This is a genomic window from Micromonospora sp. NPDC049230, from assembly GCF_040647875.1.
In the GTDB taxonomy this organism is placed as follows: domain Bacteria; phylum Actinomycetota; class Actinomycetes; order Mycobacteriales; family Micromonosporaceae; genus Micromonospora.
In genome coordinates this window covers 42,102-60,694 of the sequence record NZ_JBEZCZ010000017.1, presented here as the reverse complement: position 1 = coordinate 60,694, position 18,593 = coordinate 42,102, and the positions used below count along the sequence as shown (strand labels likewise).

The window sequence follows — 18,593 nt, the reverse complement described above, 5'->3', positions numbered from 1 at the left end:
CGGCCGCTCGCTACTGTCGGACCGTGTCCACCGAGCCCCTGCGCTGCGCCGGCGCGCTGATCGTCGACCACGACGGCCGCATCTTCTTCCAGCGCCGCTCACCGCACCGACGCCTCTTCCCCAACTGCTGGGACATCGTCGGCGGCCACCTGGAGCCGGGCGAGGAGATCGACGAGGCGCTGCGCCGGGAGATCACCGAGGAGACCGGCTGGGTCCTCTCCCACGTCCTGGGCCAGGTGGGCGAGTACACCTACGTGGGCGACGACGGCCTGACCCGGATCGAGTACGACTTCCTGGTCCGTGTCGACGGTGACCTCGACCGCCCGACGTTGGAGGCCGGCAAGCACACCGAGTACCGCTGGCTGGCCGAGCACGAGGTGACAGCGCTGGACGAGCACCGCGACGTCAACGACGGGCTGATCCGGCGGATCGCGGAGGAGGGCTTCGCCGTCCTGCGGTCGATCGGTCTGTGAACACCGTCGAGCTGGCGCCGCACCGCATCGCCGGGCTGCTCGCCCCGGCCGTGGACCGGGTCTTCCGCGCCGGCATGCTGGCCGGCCGCGACGGCGGAGGCGCCGAGCTGAGCCAGCGGTACGGCGGGCCGACCGCGAGCGGTTTCCTGGTGGACCTGCGCACCCGGCTGGCGGCACCGGGCGGCACCGTCGACGCCCGGGGATTCGCGGCGATCACCCGGTACGCAGACCCGGTCGTCGCCCGCCGGACGGTGGACAAGCAGGTGGCGCACGGGATGCTGCACCGCCGCCCCGATGGCGCGCTGTCCGCCACCGAGCGGGGAGCGGCCTTCCTCGCCGAGCTGTACCAGGTGCACGCCGAGGTCACCGAGGAGCTGTGGGCCGGGCACGACGAGCGGGTGTCCCGGCTGGTCGCGGTGCTCGGCCGCCTGCTGTCGTACGCGCTGGTGCTGGCCGACACCGACGGCGACCGGGGTGGCTCGGCCTTCGCGGCGTTGGCGCCTCCCCACGAGCCGGACGGCACCCCGGCGGGCGTGCTGCTGCTCAACCGGCTCGGCACGCTGCGCTACCACCGGGCCGACGCGCACGCCGCCGCCTGGGCCGCCGCCGGGCACACCGCGTCGAGCATCACCGCCCTGCCGGCCGGCCCCGAACGGCTCGCCATCGAGTTGGAGACCGACCGCCGGGCCGCCGGCCCGTACTCCGTGCTCAGCGCGGACGAGCGACTGACAATGCTCGCCGACCTGGCCGCACTGCCCGGCTGACCCGGTTGGCCCCAGCGCGAGGCCAGCCGGGGCTATCCTCCAGCGGTGACGGGGAGCAGGACGAGGGAGGATGTCGCGATGATCGGAATGGTGCTCGCGGCCGGGGCGGGACGACGGCTGCGCCCGTACACCGACACCCTGCCCAAGGCGTTGGTGCCGGTGGACGGCGAGACCACGATCCTGGACATCGCGTTGGGCAACCTCGCCGAGGTCGGGCTCACCGACATCGTGATCGTGGTCGGCTACGCGGCGGACGCGGTCCGCGAGCGGCAGGCCGACCTGGAGAAGAGGTACGGGGTCACGCTGACCCTGGTGCACAACGACAGGGCCGAGGAGTGGAACAACGCCTACTCGCTCTGGCTGGCCCGGGAGTACTTCGCCCGTGGCGTGCTGCTCGTCAACGGCGACACAGTGCACCCGGTGAGCGTGGAGAAGACCCTGCTCGCCGAGCGCGGGCCGGGCATCCTGCTCGCGGTGGACACGCTGAAGGCGCTGGCCGAGGAGGAGATGAAGACCACCTTCGACGCCGCCGGCCAGCTCACCCGGATCACCAAGATCATGGACCCGGGCGAGGCGTACGGGGAGTACATCGGCGCGACGCTCATCGAGCCGCAGGTCGCCGACGCCCTCGCCGACGCGTTGGAGGCGACCTGGCGACGGGACCCGAACCTCTACTACGAGGACGGCTACCAGGAGTTCGCCGACCGGGGCGGGGAGGTGCGGGCGGCGCCGATCGGCGACGTCCCGTGGGTCGAGGTCGACAACCACGCCGACCTGGCCCGCGCACGGGAGATCGCGTGCCGCTACTAGCTCGGAGCGTCCTCACCCCGCTGCACATCGACGTACGCCGGGGGGCGGTGGCCGACCTGGCCGCGATCCTTTCCGACGGGCGGATCTCCGCCGGCGGTGACGTCGCGGTGGTGGTCGGCCCGGGTCAGGGCACCCAGATCGCGGAGCTGATCCGACCGTCACTGCGAACGGCCGACGTGTTCACCGTCTCCGGGGGCACCCTGGACGCCGCCGACGACCTCGGCGGCAAGCTCCGTGCCCGCTCGTACGACGCGGTCGTCGGCATCGGTGGCGGCAAGACCATCGACGTGGCCAAGTACGCGGCGACCCGCCGGGGCCTCCCGATGGTGTCGGTGGCGACGAGCCTCGCCAACGACGGGATCGCCTCCCCGGTGGCCAGCCTCATCACCGACGGGCTCAAGGGCTCCTACGGCGTGCACATCCCGATCGCGGTGATCGTCGACCTGGACTTCGTGGAGAGCGGCCCGGACCGGCACAACCGGGCCGGCATCGGCGACGTGATCAGCAACATCAGCGCGCTCGCCGACTGGGAGCTGGCCCGCCGGGTACGCGTCGAACCGTTCGACGGGCTCGCCGCCTCGCTGTCCCGGGCCGGTGCCGAAGCGGTACTCAACCACCCGGGCGACATGGCCGACGACGCCTTCGTCACAGTGCTGGCCGACGCGTTGATCTCCAGCGGCCTGGCCATGGCCATCGAGGGCACCAGCCGCCCGTGCAGTGGCGGCTGCCACGAGATCATGCACGCCATCGACGCGCTCTTCCCCGGCACCGCCTCACACGGCGAGTTGGCCGGGCTGGGTGCGCTGTTCTGCACCTGGCTGCGCGGTGACCTGCGCCGCTTCGCGGAGATGTCGGCCTGCCTGGCCCGGCACGGTCTGCCCCGGCTCCCCGCCGAGGTGGCGCTCAGCGACGACCAGTTCGTGGAGGCGGTGCAGTTCGCGCCACGTACCCGACCGGACCGGTACACCATCCTCGAACACCTGGCGCTGTCGCCTACCGAGACCCGGGACCGGCTGGCAGACTACGCCGGTGCAATCCGCGACCAGCTTGGCTGACCCCCGTCCCACCGTCGCCGACTTCCACCGGGTGAACCGGGGCGGCGGCCTGTTCAGCGAGTCGATCAGCCAGTGGCTGGGTGCCGTCTTCGCGCTCGTCGCCCAGCGGCTCGGGTTGCGACCGACGGCGCTGACCATCACCAACCTGGTGCTCGGGCTGGCCACCTCGGTCACCGTGGTATCGCTCGCCGGCCCGGTCGCGGACGGGGACGTACCGGCCTGGGTGGTCGGCCTGCTCGCCCTTGTCGGCTGGCAGGTGGCGTACTCCCTGGACTGCGCCGACGGGCAGCTCGCCCGGGTGACCGGGCAGGGCAGCGCGGCCGGGGCCCGGGTCGACGTGCTCTGCGACGTGGCCGCGCAGATCGCCCTGGTCGCCGCGCTCGCCGCCACCGCCGTCGCGCAGGAGCCGTCGACCCCGACCTGGCTGGTGGCGACGTTCGCGGGCACCTGGATGGTCAACCTGGTGACGTCGGTCATGCAGGCCGGCCCGAACGCCGCCAGCATGGTCACCTCGACCTCCCTGCCGGTGCGCCTGGTGAAGCTGGTCCGCGACTACGGCGCTGTGGTCTTCGTGGCAGCGCTGGTGCTGGCCGTGGCTCCCGCGTTGGTCCTCTGGGTGCTCGTCGCCTTCACCGTCGTCAACGGCGGTTTCCTGCTGGCCAGCATCGCCTTCTCCGCCCGCGCCTCCCTGTAAGGGCCCTGCGGCGCGTCGACGGAACGCCACTCTTTGGCATCAGGACATCGCCTTCGTCGTCGGCGGCGCTGCCCTCACGGTCCCGCAGGCGGTTCAGAACCGCTGTCTTCCGCGCGTTGTTGGCGCAGTTGTTCGAGGAGGGCGGTGTCGGCTTCGAGGCCGGGGTGGTCGACCTGCCGGTCGAGGTCGACGACGTGTTCGAGTTCCCGGATCGCCTGGTCGAGGTCACCGCCCGCCCGGTGGGCCATCGCGATGTTGTACCGGGTGGTGGCTTCGCCGGCCCGGTCACCGACCTCCCGCGCAATGGGGAGGGCCCGGTGGTAGTGGTCGAGGGCACGCTGCCGGTCCCCCAACCGGTTGTACACGCTGCCGATGTTGTTGAGGGTGGCGGCTTCGCCGGCCCGGTCGCCAACCTCCCGCCGGATGGGGAGGGCCTGGTGGTAGTGGTCGAGAGCACGCTGCCGATCCCCCAACCCGTCGTGAACGAGGCCGATGTTGCTGAGGGTGGCGGCTTCGCCGGCCCGGTCGCCAACCTCCCGCGTAATGGGGAGGGCCTGGTGGTAGTGGTCGAGGGCACGCTGCTGATCCCCCAAGCCGTGGTACAGGTGGCCGATGTTGTTGAGGGTGGCGGCTTCGCCGGCCCGGTCGCCAACCTCCCGCCGGATGGGAAGGGCCTGGTGGTAGTGGTCGAGAGCACGCTGCCGATACCCCAACCGGTTGTACACGCTGCCGATGTTGTTGAGGGTGACGGCTTCGCCCGCCCGGTCGCCAACCTCCCGCCGGATGGGAAGGGCCTGGTGGTAGTGGTCGAGGGCACGCTGTCGATCCCCTAAACCGTCGTACACGCTGCCGATGTTGTTGAGGGTGACGGCTTCGCCGGCCCGGTCGCCGACCTCCCGCTGGATGGGGAGGGCCTGGTGGTAGTGGTCGAGGGCCCGCTGTCGATCCCCCAACCGGTTGTACACGTTGCCGATGTTGGTGAGGGTGGCGGCTTCGCCGGCCCGGTTGCCGGCCTGCTGGTGCATGGTCAGGGCCTGCTGATAGTCCTCCAGTGCTGGCCAGGGCCGACCGGTCGACGTCCGCGCCCAGCCACGCTGATAGAGAGCGCTGGCCTCCGGGCCGAGGGTCAGGGTCGCGGTGGCCATGGCCTCGACCGCGGCAAACCGCGAGATGCGCAGCCACATCCAACACACCCGGGCACCGACGTCCCGGGCGATCGCCGGCTGCTGACCGGCGACAGCAAGCCGATGCACCTCCACGTGTCGGGCAACGGTGGTCGCGGCAGCGGGAGCGACGGGGCGCGGTAGCGGCGGTTCCCGATCCTCCATGCCCGATCCACCTCGCTCTTCCTGCTGCTCCCGGTTGCCGACGCGGCGGTTGCCGAGGCGGACCGTGACACCACCGGCGTGCGGCGGTGGCATCGGCCGTCATTGTTCTTCCCACGATGGCCGGGATGCGGTCAGCGAGTCGGAAACCCGTCACCTGAGCCGGGCTCACCGAGCGGTCCCGGGACGTGAATGAAACGTACAGTGGCCGCCAAGGTCCGCCCGTCGATCACCTGGCCGGAATCGAGCGTGGGCGGTCCTGGGCCGGCTTGACCGGGCGTGTCGGGGGAGGTGCGGGCAATGGAAAACGCCACGGTGGAGGTGTCCGGGGCGCAAGCCGCGAGCTGGGCGGCGGAGCTGCGGGCCGCGCTGGTCGGGGCCGTGGGGCCGGACGGCAGCGTGTCGCCGGTCCAGGTGCAGCGGTCGGCCGAGATGGTGATCGCGGTGATCGGGCTGGTGTTCTCCGGGGTCGAAGTGGCCAAGACGATCACCGAGTGGTGGAGTGCCCGCCGCCGGGACGGTGCCGCGGTCACCGTGCTGCTGCCGGACGGCACCCGAATCGAGCTGGCCGAAGGCAGCCAGGCGCGGCTGGAGATCGCCATGCGGCCGGACGACACCGGGCCGCACTGAACTGACCGCCACGACGGGATGGGCAGATGGGCACCTTCGAACTGGAGGTCTTCGCGCAGACCTCGAACTACTACGAGCTGCGGCTGTCCGCCGACGGCGAGCCGCCCCGGACCCGCAGCCTGGACCGGGCCGCGATCGATGAGCTGATCACGCTGGTACGACGTGACTACAGCACCGACGCCGCCGCGCAGAAGGTGTACGGCGCGGTCCGGCTGGCTGAGCTGGGGGCGCGGCTGGCGGAGTTCCTCGACGGCGACCAGCGGTGGCTGACCTCGATGCTGGCCCATCCGGCCGGGGCGGTGCTGCGGATCACCGCCGAGCAGCGGCTGCGGCACCTGCCCTGGGAACTGCTCGCCCGGGAGGGCGCGTTCCTGACCGTGGCCGGGCGGGCGCCGCTGCTGCCGGTCCGTGCGGTCGGCACCCACGCGGCGCTGACCAGCCCGGTCACGCCGGGCAACCGGCCGTTGCGGGTGCTGTTCATGGCGGCTTCGCCCGAAGGGGTCGAGCCGGTGCTCAACTTCGAGGCCGAGGAAGCCGCGATCCTGGCCGCGACGCGACGGTCCGGCACCGATCTGGTGGTCGAGGAGAGCGGCACCCTGGAGGGGCTCCGGTTCCTCAGCCGCGACTACGGGCCCGGCCACTTCGACGTGCTGCATCTGAGCGGGCACGCCACCACCGACGGTGGAAAGCCGGTCTTCGTGGTGGAGGACGAGTTCGGCGCGCGAGCCAAGGCGACGGCCGACCAGATCGCCGAGGCGATGCAGGGGCACTGGCCGAGGCTGGTGTTCGTCTCCGGTTGCCTGACCGCTGACGCCCCCGACGGTGGGGTGTTTCCGTCGATGAGTGAGAGCCTGGTGCAGGCTGGTGCCCCTGTGGTGCTGGGCTGGGCGCTGCCGGTCGGTGACGTCTCCGCCACCGATTTCGCCGCCGCGCTCTACCAGGCCCTGGCCGACGGCCAATCGTTGGACCGGGCCGTCGTCGAGGCCCGCCGTCACCTGCTCCACGACAGGAAGAGCAGCTACTGGCATCTGCTCCGGGTCTACGCCGACCGGTCCCCGCTGACGCCCATGGTCACCCCGCTGCACACCCGGGGCCGCAGACGGTCGCAGGTACGCGCCGTCGACCAGCAGTTCCTGGACCCGCAGACCCAACTGTCCCGGGTCGCCTCCCGCGCCGAGTTCGTCGGCCGGCGTCGACTCATCCAACGGTGCCTGCGCGCCCTCCGGCAACCCGCCGACACCCCCGGCGCGGCGCAGGGCCTGCTGTTGGCCGGCATGGGTGGGCTCGGCAAGAGTAGCCTCGCCTCCCGGCTCCTGGAACGCATGCCCATCCACCAGCACGCCGTCTGGTACGGCCGGGTCGACGCCATCAAGTTCCGCGAGCTGACCGACAAGATCCGCTTCGACAGCGTCGAGCAGGCCGAAGAGGCCGGCAAAATTCTCGACAACGAGCGGGTTCCGCTCCTGACCCGGCTGCGGTACCTGCTCGACGCCGACGGGCTACTTGGTGGGACACCCTGCCTGTTCGTGTTCGACGACTTCGAGACCGGCAACCTCGACACCCGCGACGACGGCAGCCGGGTGCTCGCCCCGGCGATGGCCGAGATCCTGCCCGCCCTGCTCACCGCGATCCGCGACACCGGCAGCCCGAGCCGCGTCATCATCACCAGCCGCTACCGCTTCCCCGCCCCGGCCGGCACCACCATCGCCGTCGAGGCCCTGGAGACCCTCACCCTCGTCGAGCAGACCAAGAAGATCGCCAACCTGGCCAACCTGCGCCCCGAATCCACTATCGACACTGCCATCCGGGACCGGGCGATCAAGGCCGCGGCTGGCAACCCCCGGCTGCTCGACTGGCTCAACCGGATCGTCGACGATGCCACCCTCGACATCGACGGCCTGCTCACCGCCATCGAGAACGAAGCCCACCGGTTCCGCGAGACGGTCCTGGCCGACAACCTGCTCGACTCCCAGCCCCTCGAACTCCGCCGCATGCTCGCCAGGATCAACGTCGTCGAGCTACCCGTACCCGCCGCCACCGTCCACGCCCTGCACCAACACCCCGACGCCACCCGGCACATCCAGCGGGCCGTCCAACTCGGCCTACTCGAAGAGGGCATCGACCCCGAGACCCGCCAGCCCCGTTACTACGTCTCCAACATCCTGCACCCCCTCGTCCGCCCCCTGCTCACCGACGACGAGCACACCGACACCTGCGCCGCCGCCGCCCAGTCCCTCTATCAGCTCTGGGTCCTCGACCCCGCCGCCCCCGATGGCCACTGACCCGATGGTCCTCGCCCGCTGGGTCGAGGTGCATCGGCTTGCTGTCGCCGGTCAGCAGCCGGCGATCGCCCGGGACCTCGGTGACCGGGTGTGTCGGGTGTGGCTGCGTACCTCGCGGTTCGCCGCGGTCGAGGCCATGGCCACCGCGACCCTGACCCTCGGCCCGGACGCCAGCGCTCTCTATCAGCGTGGCTGGGCGCGGTCGTCGACCGGTCGGCCCCGGCCGGCGCTGGAGGACTTGCAGCAGGCCCTGACCATGTACCAGCAAGCCGGCAACCGGGCCGGCGAAGCCGCCACCCTCAGCAACATCGGCAGCGTGTACGACGACCTGGGGGATCGGCAGCGGGCCCTCGACCACTACCACCAGGCCCTCCCCATTACGCGGGAGGTCGGCGACCGGGCCGGCGAAGCCACCACCCTCAACAACATCGGCCACGTGTACGACGGGTTGGGGGATCGGCAGCGGGCCCTGGACCACTACCACCAGGCCCTCCCCATCCAGCGGGAGGTCGGCAACCGGGCCGGCGAAGCCACCACCCTCAACAACATCGGCCACGTGTACGACAACCTGGGGGATCGGCAGCGGGCCCTCGACCACTACCACCAAGCCCTCCCCATTACGCGGGACGTCGGTGACCGGGCCGGCGAAGCCGCCACCCTCAACAACATCGGCCGCGTGTACGCCGGGTTGGGGAACCGGCAGCGGGCCCTCGACCACTACCACCAGGCCCTGCCCATCCTGAGGGAGGTCGGTGACCGGGCCGGCGAAGCCACCACCCTCAACAACATCGGTCACGTGTACGCCGGGTTGGGGAACCGGCAGCGGGCCCTCGACCACTACCACCAGGCCCTGCCCATCCTGAGGGAGGTCGGCAACCGGGCCGGCGAAGCCACCACCCTCAACAACATCGGCAGCGTTCACGACAACCTGGGGGATCGGCAGCGGGCCCTCGACCACTACCACCAAGCCCTCCCCATTACGCGGGAGGTCGGCAACCGGGCCGGCGAAGCCACCACCCTCAACAACATCGGTCACGCGTACGACGGGTTGGGGGATCTACAGCGGGCCCTCGACCACTACCACCAGGCCCTCCCCATCCGGCGGGAGGTCGGTGACCGGGCCGGCGAAGCCACCACCCGGTACAACATCGCGATGATCCACCGGGCGGGCGGTGACCTCGACCAGGCGATCCGGGAACTCGAACACGTCGTCGACCTCGACCGGCAGGTCGACCACCCCGACCTCGAAGCCGACACCGCCCTCCTCGAACAACTCCGCCAACAACGCGCGGAAGGCCGGTGAGGAAGGGCCTTCTGCCAAGGCTTTCAGCATCGTCAACGGCGGCTTCCTGCTGGCCAGCATCGCCTTCTCCGCCCGCGCCTCCCTCCGCTGACCCCCGCCCCCGCCCCCGCCCCCGCGCGACCTTCGGGCCCTCGATCATGGAGTAGTGGTGCCTGATTTGACGCTATACGAGCGCTTTGTCGCCCACCACAACTCCATGATCGACAGGGCAGTGGCGGGCGACGGGGCATCGACGGGGTAGTGGCGGGCGACGGGACGGTGGCGGGCGTTGGCAGCGCAGGGCCGCCCGGCACTGGGTCAGGCTCGGTTGGGGGATCGGGCTACGCCTGCGTAGACGTCGATGAGCTGCTTGGTGACCACGTCGGGGTGGAAGGTGCGCTCGTAGCGGGCGCGGGCGGCCAGGGCCAGCCCGGCCGCACCCGCCCGGGCGACCGGCAGGGCGGCGGCCAGCGCGGCCGCCTCCGGTGCGACGACCCAGCCGGCCTCGCCCACGTCGATGCCGGCCGGCATGGGCGACCCGCCGCCGACGACAGCGGAGGCGACCTCGGCGGGGCCGGTGCCGGCGGGCTCGTGCGGGGCGTCGGCCCCGACCAGGTACGGGATGCCGCCCAACGCCGTGCCGAGCACCGGCCGGCCACTCGCCAGCGCCTCGATGATCACGGTGGGCAGCACGTCGTGCCACATGGAGGCGGCGATCACCACGGCGCTCGCCTCGACCGCCGCGCGTACTCCGGCCCGGTCGAGCTGCCCGAGGTAGACCACGTCGGGTCGCTCGGCGGCGGCGGCCTCCACCAGCGGGCGCAGCTCCCCGTCGCCCGCCACGCGGAGCGTGCCCAGGGCACCCACCGGGTGCCGGCGCCAGGCGTTCAGCAGCAGGTCGACGCCCTTCTCCGGCGAGAGCCGGGCCATGTAGAGGAACCCGTCACCCAGCGGCGCCGGCGTACCCGGGTCGGGGACGGAGTTCGGCTTCACCACGACGTGTTCGTCCGGAATGCCGTAGTCGCGGAGGTGGTCGGCGATCGCCGAGGTGAGCGCGACGTACCGATCCACCGAGCGCCAGGTGCCCCGGTGCACGGCCAGGGTGGTCGCCATCAACGCGCTCTGCGCCGCCGAGTCGCGGTAGCAGCGGTGCCTGATCGCCGGCACCCCCAGCGCCCGACCCTTGCAGTCCTGACAGATCACGCCGTCGCGGAAGTAGATCCCCGACGAGCAGACCTGCCGGTAGTTGTGCACCGTCTGCACGACCGGAACGCCGTGCCGGTGCGCGGTCCGCACCACCCAGGGCGACAACAATGGGTACGGGTTGTGCAGGTGCAGAACGTCCGGCCGGTGCTCGGTGAGCAGCCGGCTCAGGTCGTGCTGGGCGCGTGGAGCCCAGATCGGTGAGATCGGCAGCAGCGCCTTCGCCACCTTCGACATCGACGGGATCTCGTCCGAGCTGCGGAGGAAGGGCAGCACCTCGACGCCGGCGGCGGTGAGCTGGGCGATCTCCGAGTCGACGATGGTGTTCTCGCCGGAGGGTTGGGCTTCCCGGTACCGGTTGTGCGCCACCACGATTCTCACGGGGAGAAAGGCTACCGTTGTGTGGTGCCCGAACTACCGGAGGTTGAGGCGCTCGCGGGTTATCTGCGACAGCGCGCGGTGGGCCGGCGCGTCGATCGGCTGGAGATCGCCGCGATCAGCGCCCTGAAGACGTACGAGCCGGCTCCGACAGCGGTCGCCGGCCGGGCGGTGGTCGACGCCAGTCGGCACGGCAAGTTCCTCGACGTGCTCTTCGAGGGTGACCTGCACCTGGTGGTGCATCTGGCCCGGGCGGGCTGGCTGCACTACCGGGAGGCGTTCCCGGCCACCACGCCGCTGCGCCCCGGCAAGGGTCCGATCGCGCTGCGCGTACGCCTGGACGACGGCTCCGGGTTCGACCTCACCGAGGCCGGCACCCAGAAGAAGCTGGCCGCGTACCTGGTGACCGACCTGGCGGCGGTGCCCGGGGTGGTCAAGCTGGGCCCGGACGCGCTGGCCGCCGATCTGGCCACCTTCGCGGAGCGGCTGCGCAGCCGGCGGGGGCAGGTCAAGGGGGTGCTGACCGACCAGTCGGTGCTGTCCGGGGTGGGTAACGCGTACTCCGACGAGATCCTGCACGCCGCGAAGCTGTCCCCGTTCGCGATCACCGATCGGCTCACCGACGACCAGCTCGCCACCCTGCACGCGGCCACCCGGCAGGTGCTCGGCGACGCCGTCGAGCGGTCCCTCGGTCAGCGGGCCGCGGAGCTGAAGGGCGAGAAGCGCTCCGGGTTGAAGGTGCACGCCCGCACCGGGCTGCCCTGCCCGGTCTGCGGGGACACCGTGCGCGAGGTCTCGTTCGCCGATTCCAGCCTCCAGTACTGCGCGACGTGCCAGACCGGGGGAAAGCCGCTCGCTGACCGCCGGTTGTCCAGACTCGTACGGTGAGTCACACCACCCGGTGACTACGCAGCGGAATCGCCCACAGTGAGCGGAACCTCCGGTCCGCCGTTCTGGCCATGTGCGCATCCATCGGTATAGTGGCCCGGTCCCCGGCTTCTGAAATGGTGCGGAGCCGGCCAGATCCCTCCGGCACCATCGGTCGCCAATCTCGTTCGGGGCGGCGACCAGTCGGAGCCCGCGTGGGAGACTGGGACGGTGGGCGACCCGGGCCCTCACGCCGAGTGAGCGGCCCGTGTCATGCGGGAGGACATGGGTGAGGTGACGGCAAGCCTCCAGCGCCCGGTATCCAACGAAGGCCGGAGCAGACTCGTGCGGCACGTCGACAGCTTCGAGATCCAGCCGCCGACGCCGCCGTCTCACAACGGCGTCCCCCGGTCGGCGTGGACGAGGTCGCGTCGCCGGGTCTCCCGCTGGCACCGCCCCTACATCGCCGTCCTGCTCCTGCTCGACTTCGGCGCGGCGGCGTTCGCCAGTTGGATCGCGATCCAGCTCTTCGACCAGGCCGCCTCCGGGTTCAACGACCTCAAGCAGGACCCGACCTGGTTCCACACCGTCTCCTACCTGCTGCTCCCGCTCGGCTGGGTGGTCATCCTCTGGAGCAACCGGGGGTACGACCGGCGCTACCTGGGGCTGGGTCCGGACGAGTTCAAGCGGGTGATCCGGGCCGGGGTGACGGTCGCCGCGAGTGTCTCGTTCCTCGCCTTCGCCACCAAGACCGAGTTGTCCCGCTGGACTGTCGGCACGGCGCTGCTCGGCGCGCTGCTGCTGATCCTCTGGGGCCGGTTCGTGGCCCGCTGGGCGCTGCACTACATCCGTCGGCGGGCCGGTCAGGCCGCGCACCGGATGGTGCTGGTCGGCACCCTGCCGGAGTGCCTGGAGGTCTACGCGGCGGTCACCCGCAGCCCGGCCGCCGGGCTGATGCCCGTCGCCATCCACATCACCGACGGGTACGCGGCAGCCAAAGGCATGCCGACCCCGGTTCCGGTGTACGCCGGCCGTGACGTCCTGGCCCTGGTCCGTGAGGTCGGCGGGGACACCATCGCGGTCTGCGGGTCGGCCAGCGCCGAGCCGGGCGAGCTGCGCCGGCTGGCCTGGCAGCTCGAAGGCTCCGGTGTCGATCTGGTGGTAGCCCCGCAGTTGACAGACATCGCCGGCCCTCGGGTGCACATCCGCCCGATCGAGGGTCTGCCGCTGCTGCACGTCGAGGAGCCGACCCTCTCCGGTCCGGCGCTGTTGGCCAAGAACCTGATGGACCGGGTCGCCGCCGGCCTCGGCCTGCTGCTGCTGATCCCGCTCTTCCTGGCCATCGCCGTGGCGATCCGGATCTCCGACCGTGGGCCGGTCTTCTTCCGCCAGCCCCGGGTGGGGCACGAGGGGCGCACGTTCCGGGTGTGGAAGTTCCGGACCATGTACGTCGACGCGGAGGATCGGCTGGCCAGTCTGGTCGACCGGAACGAGACCGACGGCATGCTCTTCAAGATGAAGCAGGACCCCCGGGTCTTCCCGGTCGGTCGTTTCCTCCGGGCCACCTCGCTGGACGAGCTACCGCAGCTGATCAACGTGCTCTGGGGCGAGATGTCGCTGGTCGGGCCCCGCCCGCTGCCGGCCGACGACGGCGACTTCCTGGGCGACGTCCGCCGGCGGCTGCTGGTCCGCCCCGGCATGACCGGCCTGTGGCAGGTCTCCGGCCGCTCCGACCTGTCCTGGGACGAGTCGGTCCGACTGGACCTCTACTACGTCGACAACTGGTCGCTCGCGTACGACCTGAGCATCCTGTGGCGCACCGTCGGGGTGGTGCTCGCCCGCAAGGGCGCGTACTAATCGCTGCGTGGCTGCCAACCTCTCCGCCGTGGTCGGCGTCGTCTCACTCGTCACCGCGCTGACCGCGGCCCTGTTGGCGGTGCTGCGGCTGCGGGCTCGCCGGGGCATCGCGACCGCCACCCAGCGGGCCACCTACGAGGTGCTGCACACCGCCGGCCTGGCCGCCGAGCCGCTGCGGGCGGGGCTGAGCGAGGCGGGCGCGGCGAAGGCCGTACGTCATCTGCGGGCCCTGGTGGGCGCGGTCGGGCTGGCGCTCACCGACGCCGACCGGCTGTTGGCCCTCGACGGGCGCGGCACGCACCACGGCGGGCAACTGCTCGCGGCGGCCCAGCGGACAGTGCACAGCGGCCGCTCGGCGGTGCTGGGTGAGCAGGATCTGCACTGCGACCGGGTCGACTGCCCGATCCGGGGGGCGGTGGTCGCCCCGTTGCAGGGGGCGGACGGCCGGGTGGTCGGCGCGCTGGTGGCCGTCGCCGACAGTCCGCCGGCCCCGGGGTTGGTGCAGGCCACCCTGGAGACCGCGCACTGGGCCGGCAACCAGCTCGCCCTGGCGGAGTTGGACTCGTCCCGGGAGCGGCTGGCCCGGGCCGAGATCCGCGCGTTGCGGGCGCAGATCAGCCCGCACTTCATCTACAACGCGCTGACCGCGATCGGCTCGTTCGTCCGCACCGATCCCGAGCGGGCCCGGGAGTTGATCCTGGAGTTCGCGGAGTTCACCAGGTACTCGTTCCGGGCGCACGGGGAGTTCACCACCCTCGCCGAGGAGCTGCGGTCGATCGACCGCTACCTGACCATCGAACGGGCCCGGTTCGGCGACCGGTTGCAGGTGCGGTTGCAGATCGCCCCGGAGGTGCTGCCGGTGACGCTGCCGTTCCTCTGCCTCCAGCCACTCGTGGAGAACGCCGTCCGCCACGGGTTGTCCCGCAAGCCGGGCACGGGCATGGTGAGCATCGAGGCCCGGGACGCGGGCGCCGAGTGCCACATCACGGTGGAGGACGACGGAGTGGGAATGGACCCGACCACGCTGACCGCCGGCATCGCCGAGCTGGCCCGCGGCTCCGCCGATCCGGGCGACGACACGGGCCAGCACGTCGGCCTCTCCAACGTCGACGAGCGGCTGCGGTCGGTCTTCGGGGACCGGTTCGGCCTGGTCGTGGAGACCGGGCTGGGTTCGGGTACGAAGGTGAGCATGCGGGTGCCGAAGTTCCATCCCGGGGTACGGGCAGGCTCGTGACTGCTGCCTTTCTCCGGGTGCTCGCGGTGGACGACGAACCGCCCGCGCTCGACGAGCTGGCGTACCACCTGCGGGCCGACCCTCGGGTGGCCCGGCTGCACACCGCCGGGGACGCGACCGAGGCGCTGCGGCTGCTGCGCGACGGCGACGTGGACGTGGTCTTCCTGGACATCCGGATGCCCGGTCTGGACGGCATGGAGTTGGCCCGGGTGTTGCGCCGCTTCGCCCGGCCACCGGCGATCGTGTTCGTCACCGCGTACGACGACGGCGCGGTGGACGCCTTCGACCTGGGTGCCACCGACTACGTGCGGAAGCCGGTGCGCGCCGACCGGCTGGCCGAGTCGCTGCGCCGGGTGATCGGCTCGCGGGTGGTGCCGTCGCACCCGGCGGCGCTGGCCCGCGCCGAGGAGGACCCGACGATCCCCATCGAGTTGGCCGGCACGACCCGGATGCTGCCCCGATCGGCGGTTCGGTGGGTGGAGGCGCAGGGGGACTACGCCCGGCTACACACCGCGGAGGGCTCGCATCTGGTACGCGTCTCGCTGGCCACGCTCGCGGAACGGTGGGCCGATGCCGGTTTCGTCCGGGTGCACCGGTCGTACCTCGTGCAGTTGAAGTTGATCGCGGAGCTGCGGCTTGTCAACTCGGGCTATGTGGTGGTGATCGACGCCACCGAGCTGCCGGTGAGTCGGCGGCACACCCGGGAGCTGAAGGACAAACTGGTCCGGGCCGCGAAGCAGGACTGGGGTCGCTGAGCCGGATTGCCGCAGCGGGAATAACCCCGCCTCCCCGTACGTCGTACGGTACGTTTTATGGACGACGAATGGAGCCGCCGTGTTCGACGCCGCCACCGAGTTCGACAGTCAGCTCGACCACCTCGTGCACCTTGGCTACCCCGAGTTGGCCGGGCTGTCCGAGAGCGCCTTCCGCGACCTGGTCGCGCCGCTGCGGGCCAGGGCGGTCGAGGGCACCGCCGGCCTGCCCGACCCCACCGACGCCCGGGTGCCGTTCCTGTTGGTGATCACCAGAGACCTGGTCGGGGTGCCGGAACGCGTGGGCCGCACCACCCTGGCCGGCAAGCGCAAGCCCGGCGTCGTCGACCGCAACTACGCCGACGACGACCTGCCCCGCTTCGACCCGATCAAGGAGTTGGAGGTGCCGGCCGGGCCGGCGTACCTGCTCTTCGACGTCGATCGGGGCGAGGAGTTCCGCAACCTGCCCCCGGTCACCGCGATGGAGGGGATCACCGCCCAGGGTCGGCTGCCGCTCACCATCGACGAAGGGCTCGCGTTCGTCACGTTGCACCCGGCCGCGCTGGCGAGCAACAGGTGCTTCTCGCTCGTCGGCTCCCGCTGCGGCGACAAGCGGGTGCCGGCGATCTGGATCAGCCAGGGAGCGCCGAAGCTGGGCTGGTGCTGGTACGGCAACCCGCACACCTGGCTCGGCTCCGCCTCGGCCCGGCCGGAGCGCGTCGGCCTGGAGTGACAGTCCGCTGAGGAGGGATGACCGGTCGGGCGGGTCCGCCCGACCGGCCCTGCCGACGGATATCGTCAGTCGCCTATTCTCCGGTTGCCGATTCCGTACGGGGCGCAGGGTCGGTGTGGGCGAAGCCTGCTCGGGTCGCCCCACCACCCTCACATTGGGACATCGATGCAGCTAACCACAGCTCGCCGCGCCCTGCTGGCCGGTGCCCTCGTGGCGGCACTCGTGCTGCCCGGGGCCACCCCGGCCCATGCCGCAGCCACCGGTGCGGTCAGCGGACGACTGACCACCAGCGCCGGCACCGCCGCCGCCGAGGTCCAGGTATTGGTCTACGACCCCGACAGTTACTCCTACGTCGACGACACCAGCACCGACGCCGACGGCAACTTCACCCTCGCCGGGCTGCCCGCCGGCCCGTACCTGGTGGGCTACTTCCCTCTCGAACAGCCGGGGCAGTATTACCGCCAGCAGGCGACGATCTGGACCGCCAACCCGGTGACCGTCACCGCCGGTGGCACCGCCAGGGCCGACGACCAACTCTTCGCCGTCGGCACCTTCACCGGTCGGATCGTCAACACCGCGGGCGACCCGATGCCGGACCTGCCCGTCAACGCCCGCGAGGTCGACACGGGCGCCGTGACCGGGGGCCTGACCGACGACCAGGGTCGGTACACCTTCGCCACCCGGCCGGGCCGCTACGTGCTGAGCCTCCAGCCGATCGAGGGCATCGACCAGGTGCAGTACGTGCCCGGGAAGCTCGATCAGGAGAGCGCCACTGTCTTCCAGGTGAAGGCGGACGAGGCGACGGTGGTTAACGAGACAGCGCTGCCGGCGGGCACCCTCAGCGGCCGGTTCACCACCGCCACCGGTGCCCCGCTCGCCGATGCCCAGGTGAGCATCAGCACCGGCAGCGGCGGCGGCGGGGCGTACACGGAGACCGACGCGAACGGTGAGTTCGCCGTGCAACTACTGCCGGCCTCGTACATCGTCGGCCTGTACGCCGGTGATCGCCAGCAGTACTACCGCGGCAAGTTGACCTCCGAGGAAGCCGACCGCGTCGAGGTACGCGGCGGGCAGCAGACGAGGATCACGGACAGCCTGCTCGGCACCGGTTCGGTCACCGTGCAGGCGATCGACTCGGTCAGTGGAGCGCCCATCGCCAACTTCTGCGCCCAGTCGGTCTGTAGCAACGGCACCGGCACGGTGACCGTCACCGGCCTGCCGCAGGGCAGCCACACCATCTACCTGGACGTGCCGGACCGGCTCCACTTCAACCGCGAGGTGACCGGGGTACGGGTGAAGGCGGACCGCGACACCAAGCTGACCGTGAAGATGCGGCCCGGCGCGCTCATCAGCACCACGGTCCTCGATCGGCAGAGCGGCAAACCCGTGCCGGACGTCTGCCTGGACACGTTCCTGCCGAAGCAGGCGAAGCTCTCGGACGGCTACGGCGACTGCAGCGACCAGACCGGCAAGATCACGGTGGGGCCGCTCGCCGCCGGCAGCTACAAGCTCTTCGCGGTGCCGCGGGACAGCAACTACGGCCGCCAGTGGGTGGGCGTCAACGGCGGCAGCGGCGACGAGCGGGAGGCAGCGGTCGTCACCGCGACCGTCGGCCAGGTCGGCACCGGCCCGCAGATCAGGCTGGACCGGGCCGGCACGGTCACCGGCACGATCACCGACCCGGCCGGTAGGCCGGTGCAGAATGCCGCCGTCTCGGTGCTGACCGCCCACCCCGGGGTCGGTGCGCAGGACGCCACCACCGACGAGCACGGCGTCTACACCCTCGAACGGCTCGGCCCGTACGCCTGGCCGGTGGTGGTCGGCGCCAACCCGTACGCGAGCGTGTGGTCCGGCAACAAGCCCAGCCGGTTCACCGCCACCCCGGTGCCGGTGACCGCCGGGGCGGCCGCCACCCACAACGTCCAGCTCGACCAGGGCGTCCAACTGAGCGGCACCTTCCGCACGCCCGACGGCACCCCGTTCACCAATGGGTTCGTCATCGCCCACAACGTCGACACCGGCGACATCGCGGGCAGCACCTGGCTTACCGACGGGCAGTTCAGCATCCGCGTCAAGGGGCCGCAGCGGGTCTTCTTCACCTACAACGTCTCCCTTGGTGACAAGCAGTTCGACGGCCGCTACCTGGCGACCCAGCCGGACGGCACCCGCAAGCTGGCCCGGTTCACCATCCCGGCCAGCGGCAGCGTGACCGCGGACCTGGTCGTGCCGACCAGCTGACGGGTTCGACGCAACG

General features: G+C 71.4%; 16 protein-coding genes. 14 read left to right on the top strand and 2 right to left on the bottom strand.

The genetic code is table 11. The features are described from left to right. Positions 1-23 precede the first annotated feature (23 nt). The 5 genes from AB0A95_RS16685 (at position 24) to AB0A95_RS16665 (ending at position 3,796) form a co-directional block, all read left to right on the top strand. Entirely contained in the window at positions 24-473 is a 450-nt protein-coding gene (locus tag AB0A95_RS16685; RefSeq protein ID WP_357556607.1) for an NUDIX domain-containing protein, read from the top strand. Continuing rightward, positions 470-1,237 (top strand): hypothetical protein, encoded by a 768-nt coding sequence (locus AB0A95_RS16680; protein WP_357556606.1) that lies wholly within the window; start codon positions 470-472, stop codon positions 1,235-1,237. Before AB0A95_RS16685 ends, AB0A95_RS16680 begins: the two co-directional genes overlap by 4 nt. Positions 1,238-1,315: 78 nt before the next feature. Beyond that, positions 1,316-2,047, top strand: a complete 732-nt coding sequence (locus AB0A95_RS16675; protein WP_357556605.1) for a phosphocholine cytidylyltransferase family protein — start codon at positions 1,316-1,318, stop codon at positions 2,045-2,047. Continuing rightward, a complete protein-coding gene (locus AB0A95_RS16670) occupies positions 2,035-3,102 on the top strand; it encodes an iron-containing alcohol dehydrogenase family protein (protein WP_357556604.1) in 1,068 nt (355 codons plus the stop codon). The genes AB0A95_RS16675 and AB0A95_RS16670 overlap by 13 nt, the downstream gene beginning before the upstream one ends. Then, positions 3,077-3,796, top strand: coding sequence for a CDP-alcohol phosphatidyltransferase family protein (locus tag AB0A95_RS16665; RefSeq protein ID WP_357556603.1), 720 nt, complete (start codon positions 3,077-3,079; stop codon positions 3,794-3,796). The genes AB0A95_RS16670 and AB0A95_RS16665 overlap by 26 nt, the downstream gene beginning before the upstream one ends. A gap of 74 nt (positions 3,797-3,870) precedes the next feature. Here the strand turns inward: AB0A95_RS16665 and AB0A95_RS16660 are convergent, their stop codons facing one another. Beyond that, a complete protein-coding gene (locus tag AB0A95_RS16660; RefSeq protein ID WP_357556602.1) occupies positions 3,871-5,217 on the bottom strand; it encodes a tetratricopeptide repeat protein in 1,347 nt (448 codons plus the stop codon). Between the two features lie 204 nt (positions 5,218-5,421). Between AB0A95_RS16660 and AB0A95_RS16655 the strand changes: the two genes are divergently transcribed. Genes AB0A95_RS16655 through AB0A95_RS16645 form a run of 3 tightly spaced genes read left to right on the top strand, consistent with a single transcriptional unit; the run spans position 5,422 to position 9,336 of the window. Further along, positions 5,422-5,751, top strand: a complete 330-nt coding sequence (locus tag AB0A95_RS16655; RefSeq protein WP_357556601.1) for a hypothetical protein — start codon at positions 5,422-5,424, stop codon at positions 5,749-5,751. A 26-nt stretch (positions 5,752-5,777) separates the two neighbouring features. Then, positions 5,778-8,033, top strand: a complete 2,256-nt coding sequence (locus AB0A95_RS16650) for a CHAT domain-containing protein (protein WP_357556600.1) — start codon at positions 5,778-5,780, stop codon at positions 8,031-8,033. Then, the gene (locus AB0A95_RS16645; protein ID WP_357556599.1) at positions 8,023-9,336 is read left to right on the top strand and encodes a tetratricopeptide repeat protein; all 1,314 of its coding nucleotides are present in this window, start codon (positions 8,023-8,025) and stop codon (positions 9,334-9,336) included. The genes AB0A95_RS16650 and AB0A95_RS16645 overlap by 11 nt, the downstream gene beginning before the upstream one ends. 297 nt (positions 9,337-9,633) lie before the next feature. On the opposite strand, the gene AB0A95_RS16640 is transcribed toward AB0A95_RS16645, so the two are convergent. Next, positions 9,634-10,899 (bottom strand): glycosyltransferase family 4 protein, encoded by a 1,266-nt coding sequence (locus AB0A95_RS16640; protein ID WP_357556598.1) that lies wholly within the window; start codon positions 10,897-10,899, stop codon positions 9,634-9,636. A gap of 24 nt (positions 10,900-10,923) precedes the next feature. Between AB0A95_RS16640 and AB0A95_RS16635 the strand changes: the two genes are divergently transcribed. The 6 genes from AB0A95_RS16635 (at position 10,924) to AB0A95_RS16610 (ending at position 18,577) form a co-directional block, all read left to right on the top strand. Beyond that, on the top strand, positions 10,924-11,784 hold the full coding sequence (locus tag AB0A95_RS16635) for a DNA-formamidopyrimidine glycosylase family protein (RefSeq protein ID WP_357556597.1): 861 nt from the start codon (positions 10,924-10,926) through the stop codon (positions 11,782-11,784). A gap of 264 nt (positions 11,785-12,048) precedes the next feature. Then, positions 12,049-13,620 carry a sugar transferase gene (locus tag AB0A95_RS16630; protein ID WP_357556672.1) on the top strand — a complete coding sequence of 524 codons (1,572 nt, stop codon included), beginning with the start codon at positions 12,049-12,051 and terminating at the stop codon, positions 13,618-13,620. Positions 13,621-13,627: 7 nt separating this feature from the next. After that, positions 13,628-14,854, top strand: a complete 1,227-nt coding sequence (locus AB0A95_RS16625) for a histidine kinase (RefSeq protein ID WP_357556596.1) — start codon at positions 13,628-13,630, stop codon at positions 14,852-14,854. Then, the gene (locus tag AB0A95_RS16620; RefSeq protein WP_357556595.1) at positions 14,851-15,609 is read left to right on the top strand and encodes a LytTR family DNA-binding domain-containing protein; all 759 of its coding nucleotides are present in this window, start codon (positions 14,851-14,853) and stop codon (positions 15,607-15,609) included. Before AB0A95_RS16625 ends, AB0A95_RS16620 begins: the two co-directional genes overlap by 4 nt. A 79-nt stretch (positions 15,610-15,688) precedes the next feature. Then, entirely contained in the window at positions 15,689-16,339 is a 651-nt protein-coding gene (locus tag AB0A95_RS16615) for a DUF5701 family protein (RefSeq protein WP_357556594.1), read from the top strand. Positions 16,340-16,504: 165 nt separating this feature from the next. Further along, positions 16,505-18,577, top strand: a complete 2,073-nt coding sequence (locus tag AB0A95_RS16610; protein ID WP_357556593.1) for a carboxypeptidase-like regulatory domain-containing protein — start codon at positions 16,505-16,507, stop codon at positions 18,575-18,577. Positions 18,578-18,593: the final 16 nt, after the last annotated feature.

What these genes read in the sequence shown, in the direction of transcription:
- AB0A95_RS16655 (WP_357556601.1), top strand. Translation starts at nt 5,422, where the DNA reads ATGGAAAACGCCACGGTGGAGGTGTCCGGGGCGCAAGCCGCGAGCTGG.
- AB0A95_RS16660 (WP_357556602.1), bottom strand. Translation starts at nt 5,217, where the DNA reads ATGCCACCGCCGCACGCCGGTGGTGTCACGGTCCGCCTCGGCAACCGC.
- AB0A95_RS16610 (WP_357556593.1), top strand. Translation starts at nt 16,505, where the DNA reads ATGCAGCTAACCACAGCTCGCCGCGCCCTGCTGGCCGGTGCCCTCGTG.
- AB0A95_RS16650 (WP_357556600.1), top strand. Translation starts at nt 5,778, where the DNA reads ATGGGCACCTTCGAACTGGAGGTCTTCGCGCAGACCTCGAACTACTAC.
- AB0A95_RS16675 (WP_357556605.1), top strand. Translation starts at nt 1,316, where the DNA reads ATGATCGGAATGGTGCTCGCGGCCGGGGCGGGACGACGGCTGCGCCCG.
- AB0A95_RS16645 (WP_357556599.1), top strand. Translation starts at nt 8,023, where the DNA reads ATGGCCACTGACCCGATGGTCCTCGCCCGCTGGGTCGAGGTGCATCGG.
- AB0A95_RS16630 (WP_357556672.1), top strand. Translation starts at nt 12,049, where the DNA reads ATGGGTGAGGTGACGGCAAGCCTCCAGCGCCCGGTATCCAACGAAGGC.